The 19,248-nt window shown below is 61.2% G+C and carries 15 protein-coding genes; 3 read left to right on the top strand and 12 right to left on the bottom strand.

Features of this window, described 5'->3' with window-relative positions:
• Nucleotides 1–35: 35 nt before the first annotated feature.
• Nucleotides 36–1,997, top strand: a complete 1,962-nt coding sequence (gene betT / locus IF654_RS00380) for a choline transporter BetT (protein ID WP_094987340.1) — start codon at nt 36–38, stop codon at nt 1,995–1,997.
• Nucleotides 1,998–2,393: 396 nt separating this feature from the next.
• A complete protein-coding gene (locus IF654_RS00385) occupies nt 2,394–2,651 on the top strand; it encodes a hypothetical protein (RefSeq protein WP_047281587.1) in 258 nt (85 codons plus the stop codon).
• 418 nt (nt 2,652–3,069) lie between these two features.
• Here the strand turns inward: IF654_RS00385 and IF654_RS00390 are convergent, their stop codons facing one another.
• From IF654_RS00390 to IF654_RS00445, 12 genes are all read right to left on the bottom strand, one after another.
• Nucleotides 3,070–6,135, bottom strand: a complete 3,066-nt coding sequence (locus IF654_RS00390) for an efflux RND transporter permease subunit (protein ID WP_047278940.1) — start codon at nt 6,133–6,135, stop codon at nt 3,070–3,072.
• On the bottom strand, nt 6,132–7,199 hold the full coding sequence (locus IF654_RS00395) for an efflux RND transporter periplasmic adaptor subunit (RefSeq protein WP_194862844.1): 1,068 nt from the start codon (nt 7,197–7,199) through the stop codon (nt 6,132–6,134). Before IF654_RS00395 ends, IF654_RS00390 begins: the two co-directional genes overlap by 4 nt.
• Nucleotides 7,196–8,287: an efflux RND transporter periplasmic adaptor subunit gene (locus tag IF654_RS00400; protein ID WP_047281585.1), complete on the bottom strand. Its 1,092-nt coding sequence runs from the start codon at nt 8,285–8,287 to the stop codon at nt 7,196–7,198. The genes IF654_RS00395 and IF654_RS00400 overlap by 4 nt, the downstream gene beginning before the upstream one ends.
• Nucleotides 8,288–8,526: 239 nt before the next feature.
• The gene (locus tag IF654_RS00405) at nt 8,527–9,642 is read right to left on the bottom strand and encodes an RHS repeat-associated core domain-containing protein (RefSeq protein ID WP_052959697.1); all 1,116 of its coding nucleotides are present in this window, start codon (nt 9,640–9,642) and stop codon (nt 8,527–8,529) included.
• Nucleotides 9,643–9,788: 146 nt separating this feature from the next.
• Nucleotides 9,789–10,571: a MetQ/NlpA family ABC transporter substrate-binding protein gene (locus tag IF654_RS00410; protein WP_047278933.1), complete on the bottom strand. Its 783-nt coding sequence runs from the start codon at nt 10,569–10,571 to the stop codon at nt 9,789–9,791.
• Nucleotides 10,572–10,730: 159 nt separating this feature from the next.
• Nucleotides 10,731–11,627 (bottom strand): sigma 54-interacting transcriptional regulator, encoded by an 897-nt coding sequence (locus IF654_RS00415; protein ID WP_047278931.1) that lies wholly within the window; start codon nt 11,625–11,627, stop codon nt 10,731–10,733.
• Between the two features lie 50 nt (nt 11,628–11,677).
• The gene (locus IF654_RS00420; protein WP_047278929.1) at nt 11,678–12,259 is read right to left on the bottom strand and encodes an alpha/beta hydrolase; all 582 of its coding nucleotides are present in this window, start codon (nt 12,257–12,259) and stop codon (nt 11,678–11,680) included.
• A 135-nt stretch (nt 12,260–12,394) separates the two neighbouring features.
• Nucleotides 12,395–12,796 carry an ExbD/TolR family protein gene (locus IF654_RS00425; RefSeq protein WP_047278927.1) on the bottom strand — a complete coding sequence of 134 codons (402 nt, stop codon included), beginning with the start codon at nt 12,794–12,796 and terminating at the stop codon, nt 12,395–12,397.
• Nucleotide 12,797: 1 nt separating this feature from the next.
• Nucleotides 12,798–13,511, bottom strand: a complete 714-nt coding sequence (locus IF654_RS00430) for a MotA/TolQ/ExbB proton channel family protein (protein WP_047278925.1) — start codon at nt 13,509–13,511, stop codon at nt 12,798–12,800.
• Between the two features lie 35 nt (nt 13,512–13,546).
• A complete protein-coding gene (locus IF654_RS00435) occupies nt 13,547–14,350 on the bottom strand; it encodes an energy transducer TonB (protein ID WP_047281583.1) in 804 nt (267 codons plus the stop codon).
• Nucleotides 14,351–14,368: 18 nt separating this feature from the next.
• Nucleotides 14,369–15,712, bottom strand: a complete 1,344-nt coding sequence (locus IF654_RS00440) for an aryl-sulfate sulfotransferase (RefSeq protein WP_194862843.1) — start codon at nt 15,710–15,712, stop codon at nt 14,369–14,371.
• A gap of 19 nt (nt 15,713–15,731) precedes the next feature.
• Nucleotides 15,732–18,104 carry a TonB-dependent receptor gene (locus IF654_RS00445; protein WP_094987335.1) on the bottom strand — a complete coding sequence of 791 codons (2,373 nt, stop codon included), beginning with the start codon at nt 18,102–18,104 and terminating at the stop codon, nt 15,732–15,734.
• 155 nt (nt 18,105–18,259) lie between these two features.
• Here IF654_RS00445 and IF654_RS00450 point away from each other — a divergent pair, with 155 nt between their 5' ends.
• Nucleotides 18,260–19,207 (top strand): LysR family transcriptional regulator, encoded by a 948-nt coding sequence (locus IF654_RS00450; RefSeq protein WP_047281580.1) that lies wholly within the window; start codon nt 18,260–18,262, stop codon nt 19,205–19,207.
• Nucleotides 19,208–19,248: the final 41 nt, after the last annotated feature.

Here is a 19,248-nt window from a genome sequence, read left to right on the forward strand (position 1 = left end):
GTGTACCGCTGACGTCCGAGACGTCTCCCATCCGCATGAACCCGCCGGTTTTCTACTTCGCGGCGATCTTTATCCTGATCTTTGGCGTGGTGGTGATTGCCATGCCCGCAGCGGCCGGTGAATGGCTGCTGGCAGCACAAAACTGGGCGGCCAATACGGTCGGCTGGTACTACATGCTAGCGATGACCCTGTATCTGATCTTCGTGGTCGTCACCGCCTTGTCCGGCTACGGCAAGATCAAGCTCGGTGCCGACCACGACGAACCTGAGTTCAGTTACCTGTCCTGGGCGGGCATGCTCTTCGCCGCCGGGATCAGCATCACGCTATTTTTCTTCTGCGTTTCAGAACCCCTGACGCACATGCTCAACCCGCCGCAAGGCCCGGCCGGTAACGCCGAGGCTGCACGTCAGGGCATGCAGTTGCTGTTCTTGCACTGGGGCCTGCACGGCTGGGGTGTGTTTGCGTTTGTCGGCATGGCGCTGGCGTACTTTGCGTACCGCCACAACCTGCCGCTGGCGCTGCGCTCGGCGCTTTACCCGCTGATTGGCAAGCGTATCAACGGGCCTATCGGCTACGCCGTGGATGGCTTCGGCATCATTGCCACGGTGTTCGGTCTGGGCGCCGACATGGGCTTTGGGGTGCTGCACCTCAATTCTGGCCTCGACTACCTGTTTGGCATGCCACACACCCAATGGGTGCAGGTGGGCCTGATCACGCTGATGATGGGCGCTGCCATTTTGGTGGCGATTGCTGGCGTCGATAAAGGCGTGCGGGTGATGTCCGACATCAACATGCTACTGGCCTGCGCCCTGCTGCTGTTTGTGCTGTTTGCCGGGCCGACCCAGCATTTGCTCAACACCCTGGTGCAAAACATCGGTGACTACCTCGGCTCGCTGCCGACCAAGAGTTTCGACGTGTACGCCTACGACAAGCCAAGCGACTGGCTGGGTGGCTGGACCGTGTTCTATTGGGCCTGGTGGATCGCATGGTCGCCGTTTGTGGGCCTGTTCATTGCGCGCATTTCCCGTGGCCGGACGATCCGTGAGTTCGTGTTTGGCGTGCTGCTGATCCCGTTGGGCTTCACCCTGGCGTGGATGTCGATCTTCGGCAACAGCGCCATCGACCAAGTGCTCAACCACGGCATGGTTGCCCTAGGCCAGTCGGCCATCGACGACCCGTCGCGCACCCTGTACTTGCTGCTGGAAACCTACCCGTGGAGCAAAACCGTGATCGCCGTGACGGTGTTCATCAGTTTTGTGTTCTTCGTGACCTCGGCCGACTCCGGCACCGTGGTGCTGTCCACCCTGTCGGCCCGTGGCGGTAGCGCGGACGAAGACGGTCCGAAATGGCTGCGCGTGTTCTGGGGGGCGATGACGGCGCTGGTCACCAGTGCGCTGTTGTTCTCCGGCAGCATCGATGCACTGAAGTCGGCGGTGGTGCTGACCTCCTTGCCGTTCTCGTTGATTCTGTTGCTGATGATGTGGGGCCTGCACAAGGCGTTCTATCTGGAGTCGCAGAAGAAAATCGCGCAAATGCACTCACTGGCACCGGTCTCGGCTTCGCGCCGCGGGCGTGGCGGCTGGCGTCAGCGCTTGAGTCAGGCTGTGCACTTCCCGTCCCGTGACGAGGTGTACCGTTTCATGGACACCACCGTGCGCCCGGCGATTGAAGAAGTGAGCGCGGTGTTCCTTGAGAAAGGCCTCAACGTGGTCACCCAGCCCGACCCGGCCAACGACAACGTCAGCCTTGAAATCGGCCACGGTGACGAACACCCGTTCGTGTACCAGGTGCAGATGCGCGGCTACTTCACCCCGTCGTTCGCCCGGGGTGGCATGGGGCCCAAAGAGCTGCGTAACCGCCGTTACTACCGCGCCGAAGTGCACTTGAGTGAAGGCAGCCAGGACTACGACCTGACGGGCTACACCAAAGAGCAAATCATCAACGACATCCTCGACCAGTACGAGCGCCACATGCAGTTCCTGCATTTGGTGCGTTGATCGTCATAAGCCCGCCCGCCCTGGGCGGGCTTGTCCTCGTTGCTCATCAGGAGGCAACGCGGGGTCGGCCAGCTCTACGGACCTTTCCCTGACTGTTGTGGGATCAGGCTTGCTCGCGTTTGCCCCCATTGTGATGGCCGTTACGGACTGCCTATAGTCCGCGCCGTCGCTGAATTTTCAGCGATCAGGTGTGCAAGCCTGTCCCTACCGATTCCAACTTTCCATTTCGCTTGCTAGGCTCCGCGCCTGCAACTGGCGTTATGGCGGTTGTGCGCGGGAGACCCCAGGGTCTGCCGGGTGGGTAGGTAACCGGTCTTGCACACCCGCGCACAGCTGCCACCTTCTTTCTGCGTGCAAGCTGATTGAAGTGGCTCCTTCTCTTCAGGGGTTTGAAAAATGCCGCATTACCTTCCGCAAACCGACAACCCTGTCGGCTCCGACGTTCTTCTGATTGATACCCGCGCCTCTGTGTCTGCTCTGCTCTGTTGTGCCGAGCAGCGCTTTCAGGCGGCCAAGAATTTGTTGCGCAGTGTGTCCTGCTTGAGCGCCACCAGCAGTGCCCAGCAGGACTTAAACGCCGTGTGTGAAGCGACTTCGCTGTTGTTGCAAGAGGGCTGCGATGTGCTGGGGGTCGTGGTGCTGCGGTCTGACTGAAAGCCCGTCCGCCATGTACGGGCTTGTGGTTGAGCGCGCGCTTGGTCTCGTTGCTCGTCAGCAGGTAACGCGGGGTCGGCTGGTTCTACGGACCTTTCCCTGACTGTTGTGGGATCAGGCTTGCTCGCGTTTGCCCCCATTGTGATGGCCGTTATGGGTTGCCTATAGTCCGCGCCGTTGCTGAGTTTTCAGCGATCAGGTGTGCAAGCCTGTCCTTACCGATTCCAACTTTCCATTTCGCTCGTCAGGCTCCGCGCCTGCACTGGCGTTATGGCAGTTGTGCGCGGGAGATCTTAGGGTCTGCCGGGTCCCAATAACCGGTCTTGCACACCCGCGCATAGCTGCCACCTTCTTTCTGCCGTAGCGGGTTGGGGCGTTGGCCCCTCCTTAGGCCTCGCGAACACGCCCCCTGCCTCGATTATTTGGCGACCGGGCTTGGCTCCTTCGACTCCTTGATTTTGTACCAGGCCACGTACAGCGCGGGCAGGAACAGCAGGGTCAGCAAGGTGGCAGAGATGATGCCGCCAATCATGGCGTAGGCCATCGGCCCCCAGAACACTTCGCGGGCAATCGGGATCATGCCCAGACTGGCGGCCGCAGCGGTGAGCAAGATCGGCCGACGACGGTGTTCAGTCGCTTGCACCACGGCGTGCCACGGGTCGTAGCCGTCGCGCTCGAACTGGTCGATCTGTGTCACCAGAATCACCGAGTTACGAATGATGATGCCCACCAGCGCCAGCACCCCGAGGATCGCCACAAAGCCCATGGGCGTGCCGGTCGGCACCAGCGCCAGCACCACGCCGATCAGCCCCAGCGGCGCGACGCTGGCCACCAGAAACATCTTCTGCACGCTCTGCAACTGGATCATCAAAAAGGTCGCCATCAAAAACAGCATCAACGGCACCACGTGCGCGATCGGGCCTTGCGCCTTGGCGCTTTGCTCCACTGTGCCGCCGGTTTGCAGCGTGTAGCCACGCGGCAGGTCGGCCGCAAACTTATCAATCGCTGGTTTGAGGTCGGCGACCAGATCAGTCGGCTGCATGCTGCCGCGTACCGAAGCCTTGAGAGTCAGGGTCGGGATGCGGTCACGGCTCCAGATCAACGGTTGCTCCAGTTCGTAACGCACTGAGGCAAAGGCCAGTAGCGGGATAGAGGTGCCGCTCGGGGTGGTGATTTGCAGGTTAAGCAGGGTTTCCGGGGAATCGCGCTCGGTGCCCACCGCCCGGCCGACAATGTTGATCAAATAAATGTCGTCTTTGACCTGACTGACCGCCGCGCCGCTGACGATGCTGTTCATCACGCGCGCCACGTCTTCGGATGACAAACCGTACTGGCGCGCTTTGTCCTGAGCAATGTCGATGCGCAGGACTTTGCCCGGTTCGTTCCAGTTGAAGTTGATTTCGCCCACGTTCGTGTTGGCATCCAGCACCGTGGCCAGATCAATCGCGTGTTTACGCACTTGATCGATGTTCGGGCCGCTGACCCGGTATTGCAGCGGCTGCCCCACGGGAGGCCCCAGTTCAAGGGTGTGGACGAAGGTGCCGACGCCCACAAAATCGTCGCGCAGGCGTTTTTCCAGTCGCGCCATCAACGCATCGCGGCTCTCAAGCCCGGTGCTGACGATCACCAGTTGCGCAAAGAACGGGTTTTGCAATTGCTGGTCCAGCGGCAGGTAGAAACGGATCGCCCCTTCGCCGATGTAACTGCTCCAGCGCACGATGTCCGGGTCGCCCTTGAGGGTTTCTTCAAAACGCTGAGTGACCTTGAGGGTTTCAGCGATGGACGCGTTTTGCGGCAGGTTCAGGTCCACCAGAATTTCAGGTCGGTCCGACGACGGGAAGAACTGGTTCTGCACCAGCCCCAGGCCGAACACCGACAGCACGAACATCAGCACGGTGGCGCCAATGGTGAGCCACCGATGGCGCATGCACCACAGCAGCCCCGTATCAAACGCGTGGGCCAGACGGCCTGGCTTCTCGGGCTTGGGTTTGACCTTGGCGCTGAGGATGTGCACGCCCAGCACCGGCGCGAACAGCACCGCCACCACCCACGAGACCAGCATGGCGACGGCAATCACCGCGAACAGGGTGAAGGTGTATTCGCCCGCCGAGCTGTTGTTGAGCCCGATGGGCACGAAACCGGCGACCGTCACCAGCGTACCGGTGAGCATCGGGAAGGCGGTGGAGTGGTAGGCAAACGTGGCCGCCTCCTCCTTGCTTTCGCCCATTTCGAGCCGCGTAATCATCACCTCCACGGTAATCATCGCGTCGTCCACCAGCAGGCCGAGGGCGATAATCAGCGCACCCAGCGACACCCGCTGCATGGCAATGCCAGCAAACTCCATGAACACAAAGACCAGCGCCAGCACCAGCGGGATGGAGATGGCCACCACCAGGCCAGCGCGCAGGCCGAGGCTGATAAAGCTCACGCCCAGCACGATAATCACCGCTTCGAACAGCGCACTGGTGAAGCCGCCCACGGCCACTTCAACCACCTGGGCCTGGTCCGACACCATGTGTACGTCCACACCCAGCGGCAGCTCGGCGGTCAGGTCTTCGATGCGTTGTTGCAGTTGCTGCCCGAACTCCTGAATGTTGCCGCCATCGTTCATGGCGATGGCGAGGCCGATGGCGGGTTTGCCGTTGTAATGAAACATCGGCTCGGCGGGGTCAACGTAACCCCGGCTGATTTCAGCAATGTCCGCCAGGCGATAGAACCGGTCATTGACCCGCAGGTTGACGGCTTCGAGGTCTTCAGTGGTGTGGAATTGCCCGGAGGTGCGCACCGACATGCGCTCCGGCCCCGCTTCGATCACCCCGGCCGGGGTCACGGCGTTTTGTGCTTGCAGGCTTTGCAGCACTTGCTGCTGATCCAGCCCCAGCGCTGCCAGTTTGCGAGTCGAGAAGTTCAGGTAGAACGTTTCGTCCTGTTCGCCAATGGTCATCACCTTGCCGCGATTGGGCACGTCGCGAATCCCGGTGCGCACGTGCTCGACGTAGTCGCGCAGCTGGCGCATGGTGAAGCCGTCGCCGGTGAAGGCGTAAATCGTGCCGTACACATCCCCGAATTCGTCGTCGAACCCCGGGCCTTGAATGCCTTGGGGGAAGTCGCCGCGAATGTCGTCGATCTTCTTGCGCACCTGGTACCAGATCTGTGGGATCGCCTTGGCCTCGGTGGTGTCCTTGAGGAACACGAACACCGTGGATTCACCGGGTCGGGTGTAGCTTTGTACGTAGTCCAGGGAGTCGAGTTCTTCGAGTTTTTTCTCGATCCGGTCGGTGACCTGCAGCATGGTTTCATCGACCGTGGCGCCCGGCCAGCGGGTCTGGATCACCATGGTTTTGATGGCGAAGCTCGGGTCTTCGGCGCGCCCCAGGTTCATGTACGAAAAGATCCCGGCAAGCACCGAGACGAACATCAAATACCAGACAAACGACTGATGCTTCAGGGCCCACTCGGACAGGTTGAACTTCTTCCCATTCATTGCGAGCTTTCCTTATCCAGTCTGACGTTCTGTCCGGGCGTGAGGCTGTTGACCCCGGCGATGACCACTTTGTCGCCGCCTTTAAGGCCGCCGCTCAACAGCGCCGTGTGCGCGTCGCGGCGCAGCACAGTGACCTCGTGCGGGCTGACGGTGTGCGAGGGCGTGTCAATGATCCATACGCGGGTTTTGCCGTCGGTTTCTTGCAGGGCGGTGACGGGCAGCTCGAAATGCTCGGCAATCGGGCTGCTGACCGTCACGCTGACCGAACTGCCCAGGCGGAACGCGAGTGGCGTCTGGTCCAGTGTCAGGCGGGTACGCCGGGTGCGGGTGGCGCTGTCGGCCTGTGGGGCGATTTCCCGCACACGGGCGGTGGTTTTCACGTTGGGATCGAGCTGCCCTGCCACTTGAAATTCGATGCCTTTGGGCAGCGCCTCGGCCAATGGCCCCGGTAGGTCAATCACAGCTTCCTTGATTTCGGGGCGGGCCAGCGTGACGACCTCTTCACCGATGCTCACCACTTGGCCCGCTTCGGCCTTCCAGTCGGTAATGACGGAGTCATGGTCAGCGCGCAGGTTGCAGTAACTGAGTTGGTCTTGCGCCTGATTGACCGCCGCCACGGCCTGTTGCATGGACGCGGCGGTGGTTTTCAGGTCGGCCTGGGCGGTGTCGAGTTGCGCCTGGGCGCCGACGCCACGGTCGAACAGTTCTTGCTGGCGCCGGGCGTTGGCCTGCGCGTTGATGAGCTGTGCCTGCACCTTGGCCAGATCGCCTTGCGCCGAACGCAGTTGGTTCTGCTGATCGGTGGGGTCGAGGTTGGCCAGAATATCGCCCTGTTTGACCACCGCGCCCACGTCGTAATACCGCCGCACAATGCGCCCCGGCACACGAAAGCCCAACGTGCTTTCGTAGCGGGCTTCGATCGTGCCGGCAAAGCGGCCGAAGTGTTCCCTCAGCTCGGGCTGGACCACCACGAACAGCGCGGGGCGCACCGGCTCGGGGGCTTTTTCTTCAGAGCAACCGACCAGCAGGGCGGCCGCCAGGGGCACTATCCACAGAGGCTTCATAGTTGAGTGCCCCCGGCTGGCGTGGGGGCAATTTCGACCTGCATGCCGGGGTGCAACAGTTGTCCGCCTGCGACCACCACATGCTCTCCGTCTTTGAGGCCTTCATTGATGATCACGCTGCCGGTCAGGTAACGCCCGACCTTGACCCGTTGCAGGCGCACGTTGTTAGTGCCGTCCACCAGCCACACGGCGGGCTCGCTGACGTCTTTGGTCAGCGCCGACCAGGGCAGTTCGATGCTGCGGCTCGGCGGCGGGGTCAGGTTGACGGTAACAATCGAGCCCAAATCCATGCCCTTGGGCAGTTCATCGAGCTGCACCTTGATTTGCAGGGTGCCGCTTTGGGCGGCCACGGTGGGGGTGATTTCGCGGATCTGGCCCTTGACCTTGATCTGCGGGTTGCTCAACAGCGTGACCTGCACGGTCGGGTCTTTGGGCGGTTCGATAAACAGCGACTCGTAGACGTTGAACACCGCATCCCGGGCGCCGTCGCGGGCCAGGGTGAAAATCGGCATGGTGGCCTGTACCACTTGCCCCACTTCGGCCTGCCGCGCCGTGATGACGCCCGGCGCTTCGGCTTCGAGGTTGCTGTAACTCAACTGTTCGCGGGCGTTGGCCAACTGCGCCTGAGCGGCGGCCAGCGCACTTTGCGCGCTCTGCTGCGCGGCGTTGGCGGCATCGTATTCACTTTGGCTGGTATAGCCTTTTGGCAGCAGTTTTTGCTGACGGATAAATGCGGCGCGGGTCTGCACCACTTGCGCCTGCTGGGCACTGACGCTGGCCTGTGCCGTGGCGACCTGGATTTTCAAGTCTTTGGGGTCCAGGCGTGCCAGCACTTGATGGGCCTGAATGTGATCGCCAACGTCCACGCTGCGCTCGATGATCTTGCCGCCCACGCGGAAGGAAAGCTGGGTTTCGACCCGCGCCTGAATGTCACCGCTGAGTTGAATCGGGGGAGCAAATTCGCGCGTGTTCACTTGCTGTACATACACCCGTGGCGACAGAGGCTCTTTGGGGGCTTCTTTACCGCACGCGGTCAGCAATACCACCAGGCTGACGCCCAACATACCCATACTTCGTGGACCAGCCATGCAGGCTCCTTTGCGTGATGCTGTTTTAGCTGACGATACGACTGACAGCGTAGAACAGGGTTCAGTGTCCGTGGGATTCTATGTGTGGTGACAGGTAATCATGTCTGTTTCTTTGTAGGAAGTTGCGCATATGAAAGCCGCTGGCGTTGGCCCGTTAGCGCGTTATCCATCGATGGGAACACATAATGGGGTGGGTCGTTCGCAGGGAGGCGGGACTTTCCGGGAGAGCAGTGCGCAGATTACAGGGTGCTTCGTCTGATCTTTCCAGCGGTCGTCTGGATCTTGGCCAGCTCTTTTAACACATGATTTTGTCTTTCCAGGTTTCTGACAGAGTCCTGAAAAACCTCCTCGGGGGGCGGTGCTGAAGGCTCAGGGCGAGCCCCTGCTGACGAAGAGGATCTGGAGACGTTTGCTGATGAGGCGGGCGTAGCGCGGTTAGTCACGGGAGATTGGATTCTGGAACCCTGTGGGAGGGTGTTAAGAAAATCGTGGGTTTCCACGTAGGCTGCATTGGCTTTTGCCTGTCTGGCCTGTAGGCGCATCGCTCTCCAGCCGAACGCGTTAGCACCAATACCTGCCGCTAAACCCAGCGCCGAGAGGACCAGCATTGACCAAGCAAATGCATTATCGTTCTGCCCCTCTCCCTGGGATGCCGCCAGTTGCCGGCTCAAACCGACGGCACTGGCTGTGACGCCCACTCCTGTACCGGCGACTTTCGCCACGGCAGCGATCGAGATGGGTTTCTTTTTCAGGCTTTTGAGCGCGCCCCAAAACCCGATACCGGGCACGGCCCCATTGATACCGTTAGCCAAAGCGAGTGTTCCGAGTGCTATAGAAAGAATAGCGTCCAGGGGTAATCGCCCGCTGGGGTCCACCCGATTCACCGGATCCCCTTTGCAATAGGCATAGGTGTTGATCCCCCCCGCGCCAAACGGGCTCAATCGGTCCGGGCTGTTGAAGCGCATTAACACGGGGTTGTATGCCCGATAGCCATTACCGAGCAGATAGTGACCGGTAACAGGGTCAGGCAATTCTCCGTTAAACCCCAACAGACTCTGCTGGGCATGTTGAGCGCACGGATAGCCATAGGGGCCATACCCTGACGCGTGACTGCCGCTAGCACTGAGCGTGTGCAAAACGCTGCGTTGCAGGTTAGTCGCCAGCAGCTGTGCGCCGGTGGTGTCTGTCGTTGCCAAGAGTTGGTTTTGATAGTGAAAGACCGACTGACCCTGATCGCCGTGCAGCCGAGTGCTTAAACGCTCACGGTTATAAAAGTGCTGCACGGACGGGGTGGTGTCCACTTGGTTGGCGATCAGGCGATCCAGTGGATCGTAGCGATAGCGCACGCAGGTCATAGGGTGTGCAGGCTTGTTTTAAAGACCTGCAGCATTCACCTTAAAACACACGTCGCCTACCTATCGATGTTGCTAGGTCATGTGACAAACCATAAAAAACGCCGACGCTGTGCAAGCCGTCGGCGTTTGCGATGACGCAGCGCGGGTTAAAACGCTGGCAGCACGGCACCGTTGTATTTCTTCTCAATGAACGCTTTGACTTCAGGGCTGGTCAGGGCTTTGGCCAGCTTCTGGATCGCTTCGCTGTTCTTGTTGTCAGGGCGTGCCACCAGGTAGTTCACGTAAGGCGAGTCCGAACCTTCAATCAGCAAGGCATCTTTAGCCGGGTTCAGGCCTGCTTCCAGTGCGTAATTGGTGTTGATCATGTCCAGGTCGACCTGATCCAGCACCCGCGGCAGCATGGCGGACTCAAGCTCTTTGAACTTGAAGTTGTGCGGGTTTTTGGCGATGTCTTTCGGCGTCGCGACGGCGTTGGTCGGGTCTTTGAGTTCGATCAAACCGGCCTTTTGCAGCAGGATCAACGCACGGCCGCTGTTGCTGCCTTCGTTAGGGATCGCGATGGTTGCGCCATCTTTGAGTTCGGCCAGCGATTTAACCTTCTTCGAGTAACCGCCAAACGGTTCAACGTGAACGCCGATCACGGTTTCAAGGTGAGTGCCTTTCCCTTCGTTGAAGCTCTGCAAGTACGGCAGGGTCTGGAAATAGTTGGCGTCCAGACGCTTCTGATCGACCTGCACGTTGGGTTGCACGTAGTCGGTGAAGACTTTGATGTCCAGGTCCACGCCTTCTTTGGCGAGGGCCGGTTTGATCAGTTCAAGGATTTCGGCGTGGGGAACCGGGGTTGCAGCCACCACCAGTTTCTCGCCAGCCTGTGCCAGGCCTGCCGTCAAAGCAGCCGCCAATGCGGTAAACAACAGAACCTTTTTCATGCAATGCCCCTACGTACGTGGCCGTTCGAATGACGGCTTGATTTGGATGACGGAGCCGACAATACCGAGATTCTTTATTCCCTAATAATAATTTTTAATCTGGCGCTTATATCAATTGGTTATTTACAGTCTCGGTTGAGGCACACGGCGGCACTGGCCCTACCGCAGCCACTCTTTGAGCGCCGCCCGTTCCTGTTCGGTGGCGCCCTTGATGAACCGTTCGATCTGGCTCAGCGCATCCGGCAGGTTCAAATGCTCGGGCTGGATCTCCTCACCCGCACTCACCAGCAACGCAAAATGGATCACGTTCTCCAGCTCGCGGGTGTTGCCCGGCCAACTGTGGCGCTCCAGTACACGCTGTGCGCTGTCGCTGATAAAAGGCACGCTCAGGTTCAGCCGCTGGCTGTAGATGCCCAAAAAGTATTCCGCCAGCGACAAAATATCCCCCGGCCGTTCGCGCAAGGCCGGCAAGTCCAGCCGGCCTTCGCTCAAATAGTGATACAGCCGTTCATGGAACTTGCCCGCCGCGACCGCCTGCGCCAGATCGATACTGGTGGCGGCCACCAGCCGCACATCCACCGGGTTGGGTTGATGCGCGCCCACGCGGGTGACTTCGTGGTTTTCCAGCGCGGCCAGTAGCTTGATCTGAATCGCCAGCGGCAAATCCCCGATCTCGTCCAGGTACAAGGTGCCGCCATTGGCCGACCCGAACCAGCCTGCGCGACTGCTGGCAGAACTGCTGTGGGCCCCGGCAGCGTAACCAAACAGCTCGGCGTCGGCGTAGGTCGGGCTGATCGCGCCGCAGTTCACCGACACGAACAAACCGGTGCGGTCGCTGGCGCGATGGATGTGGCGGGCCAGCAGTTCCTTGCCGGTGCCGGTCTCGCCCCGGATCAGCACGGGCAGCGAACGCGGCGCCAACAGTTCGAGGTCGTTGCGCAATTGGCGTGAGCGCGGGTCGACAAACACCAGCGCCTTGGCGCGAATGCTCAGCGGGCTTTTTTCAGCGTCGGGAAACGTCAGCAGCGGCTGACCGAAAGTTTCATGCAGGCTCATGGCAGGCTCCCGCCCGCCGCCGCAGGGAGGGCGCGGGCGTTACAGAAAAATCATGCGCGGCGCAGGGCGTCGTGCTCTATGCGGGTTTGCAGGCGATACAAAAAGGCGAAACCTTGCTCCCAGCGCTGATGCCCAGACTTGACGTTGATGTGCCCGGCGCCGCTGATGATCCCGATCTCCGCGCCCCACTGGCGGGCAAACTCCATCGCCCTGGGTGCGCTCACGGCCGGGTCGTTATCGGAACTGACAATCTGGCTCGGGAACGGCAAAGGCCGCGTTGGAATCGGTGCAAAGTTACGCAGGGCTGGCGCACAGGCCGGGCGTTCGACATCGGCCGGCGCCACCAGCAGCGCGCCACGCACCTGGCTCAACAGGCTGGCAGGTGCCCGCTCGGCCCAATGCGCCACGGTGATGCAGCCCAGACTATGGGCAATCAGAATCACCGGCGTGCTGTCGGCGGCAATCGCTTCGGCCAGGGCCGCGATCCAGTCTTCGCGACGTGGCGTCAACCAGTCAGCCTGTTCCACACGGGCACCGTTGGGCAGGCTGTTCTGCCAGTGGGTTTGCCAATGATCGTCGGACGAACCTTGCCAGCCCGGCACTATCAGATAGCGAATCGACTCGTTGCCCATGGGTGTGCGCCTCCTGCTTGGGTGTGTTACCGGGTCAGTATAGGGACGGCTTTTAGATTCGCTAAGGAATAAGAAGCTATTTATTAATAACTAAAACTGATTAGCAGGCGCGTTCTGCTGCGCTGTGCACGGATTTCAGCGCGCCGTTATCACCGACACTTTGGTAATGCCCGCCCGTTCAATGGAGGCCATGGCCCGCGCCACTTCGCCGTAGTTCACCCCTTCATCGGCCTGTAACTGCACGCGGATGTCAGGGTCTCGGGCCTTGGCGCCTTGCAGGTTGAACGCTAACCGCGCGGGCTCAACCGGGTCTTTGTTGATGAACAGTTGCCCCGCGCCATTGATGCTCACCACCACCGGGTCTTTTTGTGGCGCCGGGGCCACGGCGTCGGTCTTGGGCAGGTTGATCGGGATGGCGTTGGTCAGCATGGGCGTGGTGACGATGAACACCACCAGCAGCACCAGCATGACGTCCACCAGCGGCGTGACGTTCATCTCGCTCAGCACTTCGTCGTTGTCCTGGGTTGAAAAAGACATGTCAGGAGGCCTCCTTCACAGGGTGCGCGGCCGTTTTGCGGGCTGCCGGATGGATCAGCACCCGGAACGCACTTTTCTGCGCTAGGCTGTAGAAGTCGTGCGCGAAGTCGTCGAGGTCGGCCGCCGTCAGCTTCAGGCGTCGCAAAAAGTAGTTGTAAACCAGCACCGCAGGCACGGCGACGGCAATCCCCACGCCGGTCGCCACCAACGCCGCACCAATTGGCCCGGCCACGGTTTCAAGGCTTGCCGAGCCCGCGATGCTGATGCCTTTCAAGGCTTCCATGATGCCCCACACGGTGCCGAACAACCCCACGAACGGCGACGTGCTGCCAATGCTGGCCACTATTGCCAGGCCGCTTTCCAGCGAGCGCCGTTCACGCACGATTTGTTGGCGCAAGGCGCGTTCCAGGCGGTCCTGATGGTTGATCGCGTGGCTTAGGTCGTCGACCTGAGCGCCCTCGCCCACCTGAATAGCCGCATAACCGGCCTGCGCCACGCGGGCCGCCGCGCCGGGATAACTCTCGCTCAGTTCGGCGGCCGCCTCCAGGCTTGAAGCGGCCCAGAATCGCTTATGGAAGGCACGGTCCTGGGCCTTGAGCCGTGAGAACTGCACGCCTTTAATCAACGCCAGCCCCCACGTGGCCAGCGAAAAAATCACCAACAGCCAAATGACGGCGCTTTCAATCGATGCGAGGGGGGATGCCAATAAGGTCATGGTCGATACGCTCTCTAAAAAAGGGGGACAGGCAATCAATGAATCTTGAAATCAATCGGCACGCTGACCCAGCCAACCTGAGCGACATCGCCCTGCTTGGCCGGGACAAAGCTCCAGCGTTTAACGGCATTCAGCGCAGCGTCATCGAGCTGTTGGCGCCCGCTGCTTTTCTGAACCTGAATCTCGCCCGGTTTTCCGCTGGCCAACACCTGAACCCGTAGCAACACCGTGCCTTCCCAGCCACGGCGCAACGCCAGCGAGGGGTACTCGGGCGCCGGGTTTTTCAAGTAACCGGCGTTGGCCGAGGCCGGCGTGACCGGTGCAGGCGCCGGGGGGGCGGGCGGTGATGGCGGCGCCACAGGCTGTGGTGTGGGCGGCGCGGGCGTTGCAGGCGCAACAACGGGTTTGGCCACCGGTTTGGCGACTGGTTTGGGTTTGAGTTTGGGCTGAGGTGTTGGCAGCGGTTTGGGCGGTGGCGGTTTGCTCGCCAGTGCGTCTTCCACCGGCGGCGGTTCAACCACCGGTGTCGCGGGCGCGGGCGGTGCTGGCTCTACCACCGGTGGCGCCGGTCGGGAAAACTCAATCGTCATCGGCGGCACCTCGGGCGGCACAATCGGCAGCGCTGGCGCGGGGTTCAGGCTGACCCACAGCAGCACCCCGCCGTGCAGCAACAGCGCCACCACCGCCAGGGCCCATGCTTCACGACGGCGCAGCACTGCCGTGGGCGCACGCTGCAAACGCAACTGGCCCAACGGCCGCCGGTACGCCCGACCCAGGTTCAGCAGCTCGGCGCCGGGCACCGTTGGCCACGTCTGTTCGGCGGTCTGGAGATTGCCCATGGTCTGACTCCTGCGCGCTTAGCGACTGGCGTTGGTCGGTTGCAGCACGGCCGAGGGCGCAAGCACGGCGGTCTGCTCACGCGGCGTGCCTTGTGGCACCCAGTCGTAATTCACCGGCAAGGCGCGGTACACCCAGTTACTGATCGCTTCGCTGCCCGGTGCCTTGCCCAGGTAAGGGCTCACGTACTCCCAAACGATGTCCCCGTGGCGCGTGACCTGAAAGAACCGCCCGTTCATGCCCTCATCAATCAACGTATTGCCGTTGGGCAAGCGACGCGCGCTGCTGATGAACGAGCTGTAAAACGCCCAGCCCGGCTGCGTGGAATCGGCCGCGGTGTATTGCCAGACGATTTCTCGGGTTTGAGGATCGATTTCCAGCACCCGCGAACCGCTGATAAGGCCCAGCGTGGCAGACGGGTAACCCGCCGATCCCTGGTTATCGAACACCAGCACATTGCCCGCGCCGGGCAGACCGGCCGGGATGATGTGCGCGTCATGCTGGCCGACGAACTGGTCCACCGGGCGAGGCAGTGCCTGACTGGTTTTGGGGTTGATGGCAGGCAGGTTCGGGCCGAGACTCCACACCACCTTGCCGCTGGATTTATCGAGGATGGCGATGAAGTTGGCGTTGCGTGAGTCGATCAGCAGGTTATCGGGCGCGAAGCGCTTGTCACCGGCGTCGAACCACTTGTTGGGGCCTACGACACTCAGGTTATTGATGTGCAGGTAGTCCGGGTTTGGGGTGGCGTACACCAGTTTTAACTGTTCGGGAGTGAAGCCAAACTCGTTCAAATGCTCGGACGCCAGCCATTGCCAGGTCACTGCCCCGTCGGGGGTGACTTCATAGATCGCGTCGTCAATCACCTGTGGCACCTTGAACCCGGCCACCGCATGCACCTTGTTTGCCAGCACCAGCGTGTTGCCGTTGCTCAAGCGTCGTTGATCGTGATGCTGCTGCGCCGCGCCACCGGGGGCCTTATCGCCCCACTGCCAGATCACGTTGCCGTGCCAGTCCAGCTCGCCCACGCTGCGGTTGCCCAGCCCGTTGCCGGCCGAGCCCAGCGGGCCGGGGGCCTTGTCGCTCAGTTGCAACAACACATGGCCGCGCTCGCCGCCCACCAACGTCGGGTCGATGATCGCAGAGGGAAAACCCGCGTGTGGCCACGTTTTCACGGCGTTGCCGTTCATGTCGATCAGGTGCGTTTGCTTATCCGCACCGCTGAAAATGACGTACTGGTTGTAGGCTTTGGCCGGGTCATAACGGGTTACGCCGGTGGGGTACACGCTGGGCGCGGCGTGCGCGACAGCACTGAGCAAGCTGCCGGCAATCAACCACGACACCACAGAAGGGAGGGTTTTCATCATGAATATCCTGAGTCAGTTAGAAGTCGTAACGGCCGGTGACGCCCAAGGTGCGCGGCGAGCCCAGCAGGCCTTCATAGCCGCCGTTGCCTGCGCTCCACAGGGTGGTGTAATAGGTTTTGTCGAAGGCGTTTTTCAGCCACAGCGAAACGTCCCACTGCCCTTGGTGGAAATCGCCCCGCAGGCCTGTGGATAAGTTGACGACGGCATAGCCAGGGATTTGTGCGTAGGCCGAGTCTTCAACGGTGCCCACGGCTTTGGAGCGATAGGCATAGCTGGCGGTGACGTACTCTTCGAGTCCGTCGTTGAGGTCCCACTTGTATTCGCCGTTCACGTTGCCGATCCATTTCGACGCGCCGACCACCTGATGCCCGCTCAGGTCGCAGGACGCAGGCGCCCCCGGACGCAAGCTCACTTCTGGCGGGCACGGGGCGTCCTTGTACGAGAGGTAGCGCACGTCGTTGTAAGAACCGTTGACGTTCAATGTCAGCCCGCGCACAGGGATCAATGTGCTTTCGAACTCGACCCCGCGTGAGCGCACCGACCCGGCGTTGGTCAGGTATTGCGCCCGCGTGGCGTCGTCATAGGCCGTGGTCTGGTAGCCGTTGACCTGCGTCCAGAACAGGTTGGCGTTGAGTTGCAGGCGGCGGTCCCACAGCGTGCTCTTGAGACCCAGCTCGGCATTGTTGGCGCGTTCGGCACCGATCAACAGCGAATCGGCCCCGGCCGTGGGCGCAGAACCCACGGTCAGGTTGACCCCGCCGGATTTCTCGCCGTGGCTCAAGGTCGCGTAACCCAGCAGGTTGTCGTTGAAGTGATAACTGAGGTTGAGCAAGCCTGACGGGCTGGTGCTGTACTGGTTCAAGCCCCCGGAGTCGTAAGCGCCGACCCTCGCCCGGCGGGCCGTGGCAGCGGCCCCGGTCACGGCGACCCCGCCCACTGGCGCGTTGCGTTCCACCGAGGCGCTTTTCTCCTCATAGGTGCCGCGCAGCCCGGCGGTGAAATCCAGCTTGGGGGTCAAATGCCAGGTGCCTTGGGCAAACAGCGCAAAGCTGTTGGTGTCGATATGGCCTTTGCCCAGGGTCGAGACATTGGCCAGCGCGCCCGTCGGCGTACCGTTCCAGATGTCCGCCTTGGGCCCGTAGTAGCTGAAGGATTTGTTATCCAGATCAGAGCCGAAGTAGTACGCGCCGACCACGTAATCGAAGAAGCCGCCGGTCGGCGACGCGAGGCGAAATTCCTGCGACCACTGTTTGTCCTTTACCGAAACGCCGGCGTTGTAGGCCACCGGCACATCGAGGCCGTCATCGTTGCGGGGGGTGAAATCCCACCAGCGGTAAGCGCTGACCGACGTCAGGGTGAAGTCGTTGGGCAGTGTCCAGTTGGCTTCCAGCGAGGTGCCGCCCTGAAACACGGTCACGGCTTGTTGGCTGTCGAGGTTGACCTTGCGGTGTGAACCGTTGACCAGTGTCGCGCCCACGGCGGCCGCCCGCGCTGAGTAGGGGTTCACCCCATTGATGGTCGGCCCGGTGCTGAACAGCGTACGGGTACCGGCGCTGGAGTCTTCTTCGTTGTAATCACCGATCCAGCGCAGGTTGAAATCATCGTTCGGTTTGTAGAGCAGTTGCCCGCGAAAGCCCTCACGGGAGCCGCCGTTGAGCTTATTGCCGTCGAATTCGTTTTTGATGTCGCCGTCACTGCGGGTGCGGTACGCCGAAAAGCGCCCGGCCAGCTCATCGGTCAGCGGCCCGGAAATCGTGCCCTTGGTCTGAAAGTAACCCTGCTCTCCTACCGACGTTTCGATGCTGCGTTCCGGGGTGAAGGTCGGTGCCCCGGTGCTGATGTTGATGACCCCGGCGGTGGTGTTCTTGCCGAACAGCGTGCCTTGCGGGCCGCGCAGGACATCCAGTTGTTCAATGTCCATCAGGTCGAACACGGCCATGCCGGGACGCCCGAGGTAGACGTTGTCGATGTACAAACCGACGCTGCCCTCCAGGCCATCGCTGGCCGGGTTGTTGCCCAGGCCGCGGATCGACACGCTGGACTGGCGGGCGTGCATGTAGGCCACGTTCACGCTGGGCACCAGTTGCTGCAAATCCTGAATGCGGTAGATGCGCTGCGCCTCCAGGGTCTGGCCGCTGATCACACTCATCGGCGTGGGCACGTTTTGCGCGCTTTCTTCGCGGCGCCGCGCCGTGACCGTCACCGTTTGCAACTGGCTGCCATCGGCGTGGGCAGGGCTTGCCTTGATCGCAGGTGAGGCGTCTGGCGCAGGGGTTTCATCCGCCGCCCAGGTCATCGAGCCGCTGGCACAGCCCGCCATGAACAACGCCAGCGGCAAGCGCTTGAAAGGCCTCGAAGGTAACGGCAGGGCGAGTGGAGATGGGCGCATGGACGGCTCCTGTGGGGCGAAATACACACAACTGCATATTCCTAAAAGTTATTTGTTTATGTTTTGACAGATATTTACTGCATAAGAGATTGCCTTTATAAGGAACCGACCTAATGCATAGCCAATGCATTTCCCGGATATTTTTGATGTGAAAAATGCATATCGACCTGCGCCAACTTCGTCACTTCATTGCCCTCGCTGAGCAGCGCAGTTTTGTTGCGGGTGCGCAGGCGGTAAACCTGTCGCAATCGGCGTTCAGCCGTAGCATTCAGGCGCTGGAACACAGCGTCGGTTGCCCGTTGGTGGATCGCGGGCGTAAAGACCTGGCGCCCACCAAACAGGGTCAGGTGTTGCTGGAGCACGCCCGCAGACTGGTCAGCGGCGCCCGGCAAATGGCCAATGAGATCAATCAGTTCAATGGGCTGGAGGCGGGTGAGCTGCATTTCGGCTGCGGCCCGGCGCCAGCGTCTGGCCTGGTGCCGCGCGCCATCGGACGCTTCATCGGGCGTTATCCCAAGGCGCGGGTGCATTTTCAGGTGGACGACTGGCAAAGTCTGAGCAAGCGCTTGCAGGACGAAGAGTTTGAGTTTTTCGTCGCGGATACGCGCAATTTCGAGGCTGATCCGGCTTACATCACCCAGCGCTTACGGCCGCGCCGCTGGCATTTCTGCTGCCGGGCGGGTCACCCGTTGGCCGGGCGCCACAGCGTCAGTGCCGCCGAGCTGTTGAGTTATCCACTGGCGGTGACCATCCGCCCGCCAAACCTGCGCAAAGTGCTGGTGCAACTCAGTGGCCGTCTCGACTACGCACCGAATGTGGAATGCGAAAGCCCGTTCAGCCTGATGAGCGTGGTGCTGAGCAGCGACGCCATCGGTATTTGCGGTGCGTACAGCGATGTTTTTTTGTACGCCAAAGGCGATCTGGTGCGTATCGCCGTCGATGAGCTGGCAGACGATCAGGACGCGCTTTACACCCGTTACGGCATCGTCAGTCGTGCGGCGGTGCGCCTGTCGCCACTGGCCCAGGCCATGATCGAACAGATCAAGGCGCTGGATGACAGCGACGACCATGATGTGTGCGGCTTGGAGAATTTCGCCATCTGAGCCCGCCGGGGCATGCGCGCCGTGCATCAATGCCATTCACC

It is taken from the genome of Pseudomonas lundensis, from assembly GCF_015377145.2.
Lineage (GTDB): Bacteria > Pseudomonadota > Gammaproteobacteria > Pseudomonadales > Pseudomonadaceae > Aquipseudomonas > Aquipseudomonas lundensis.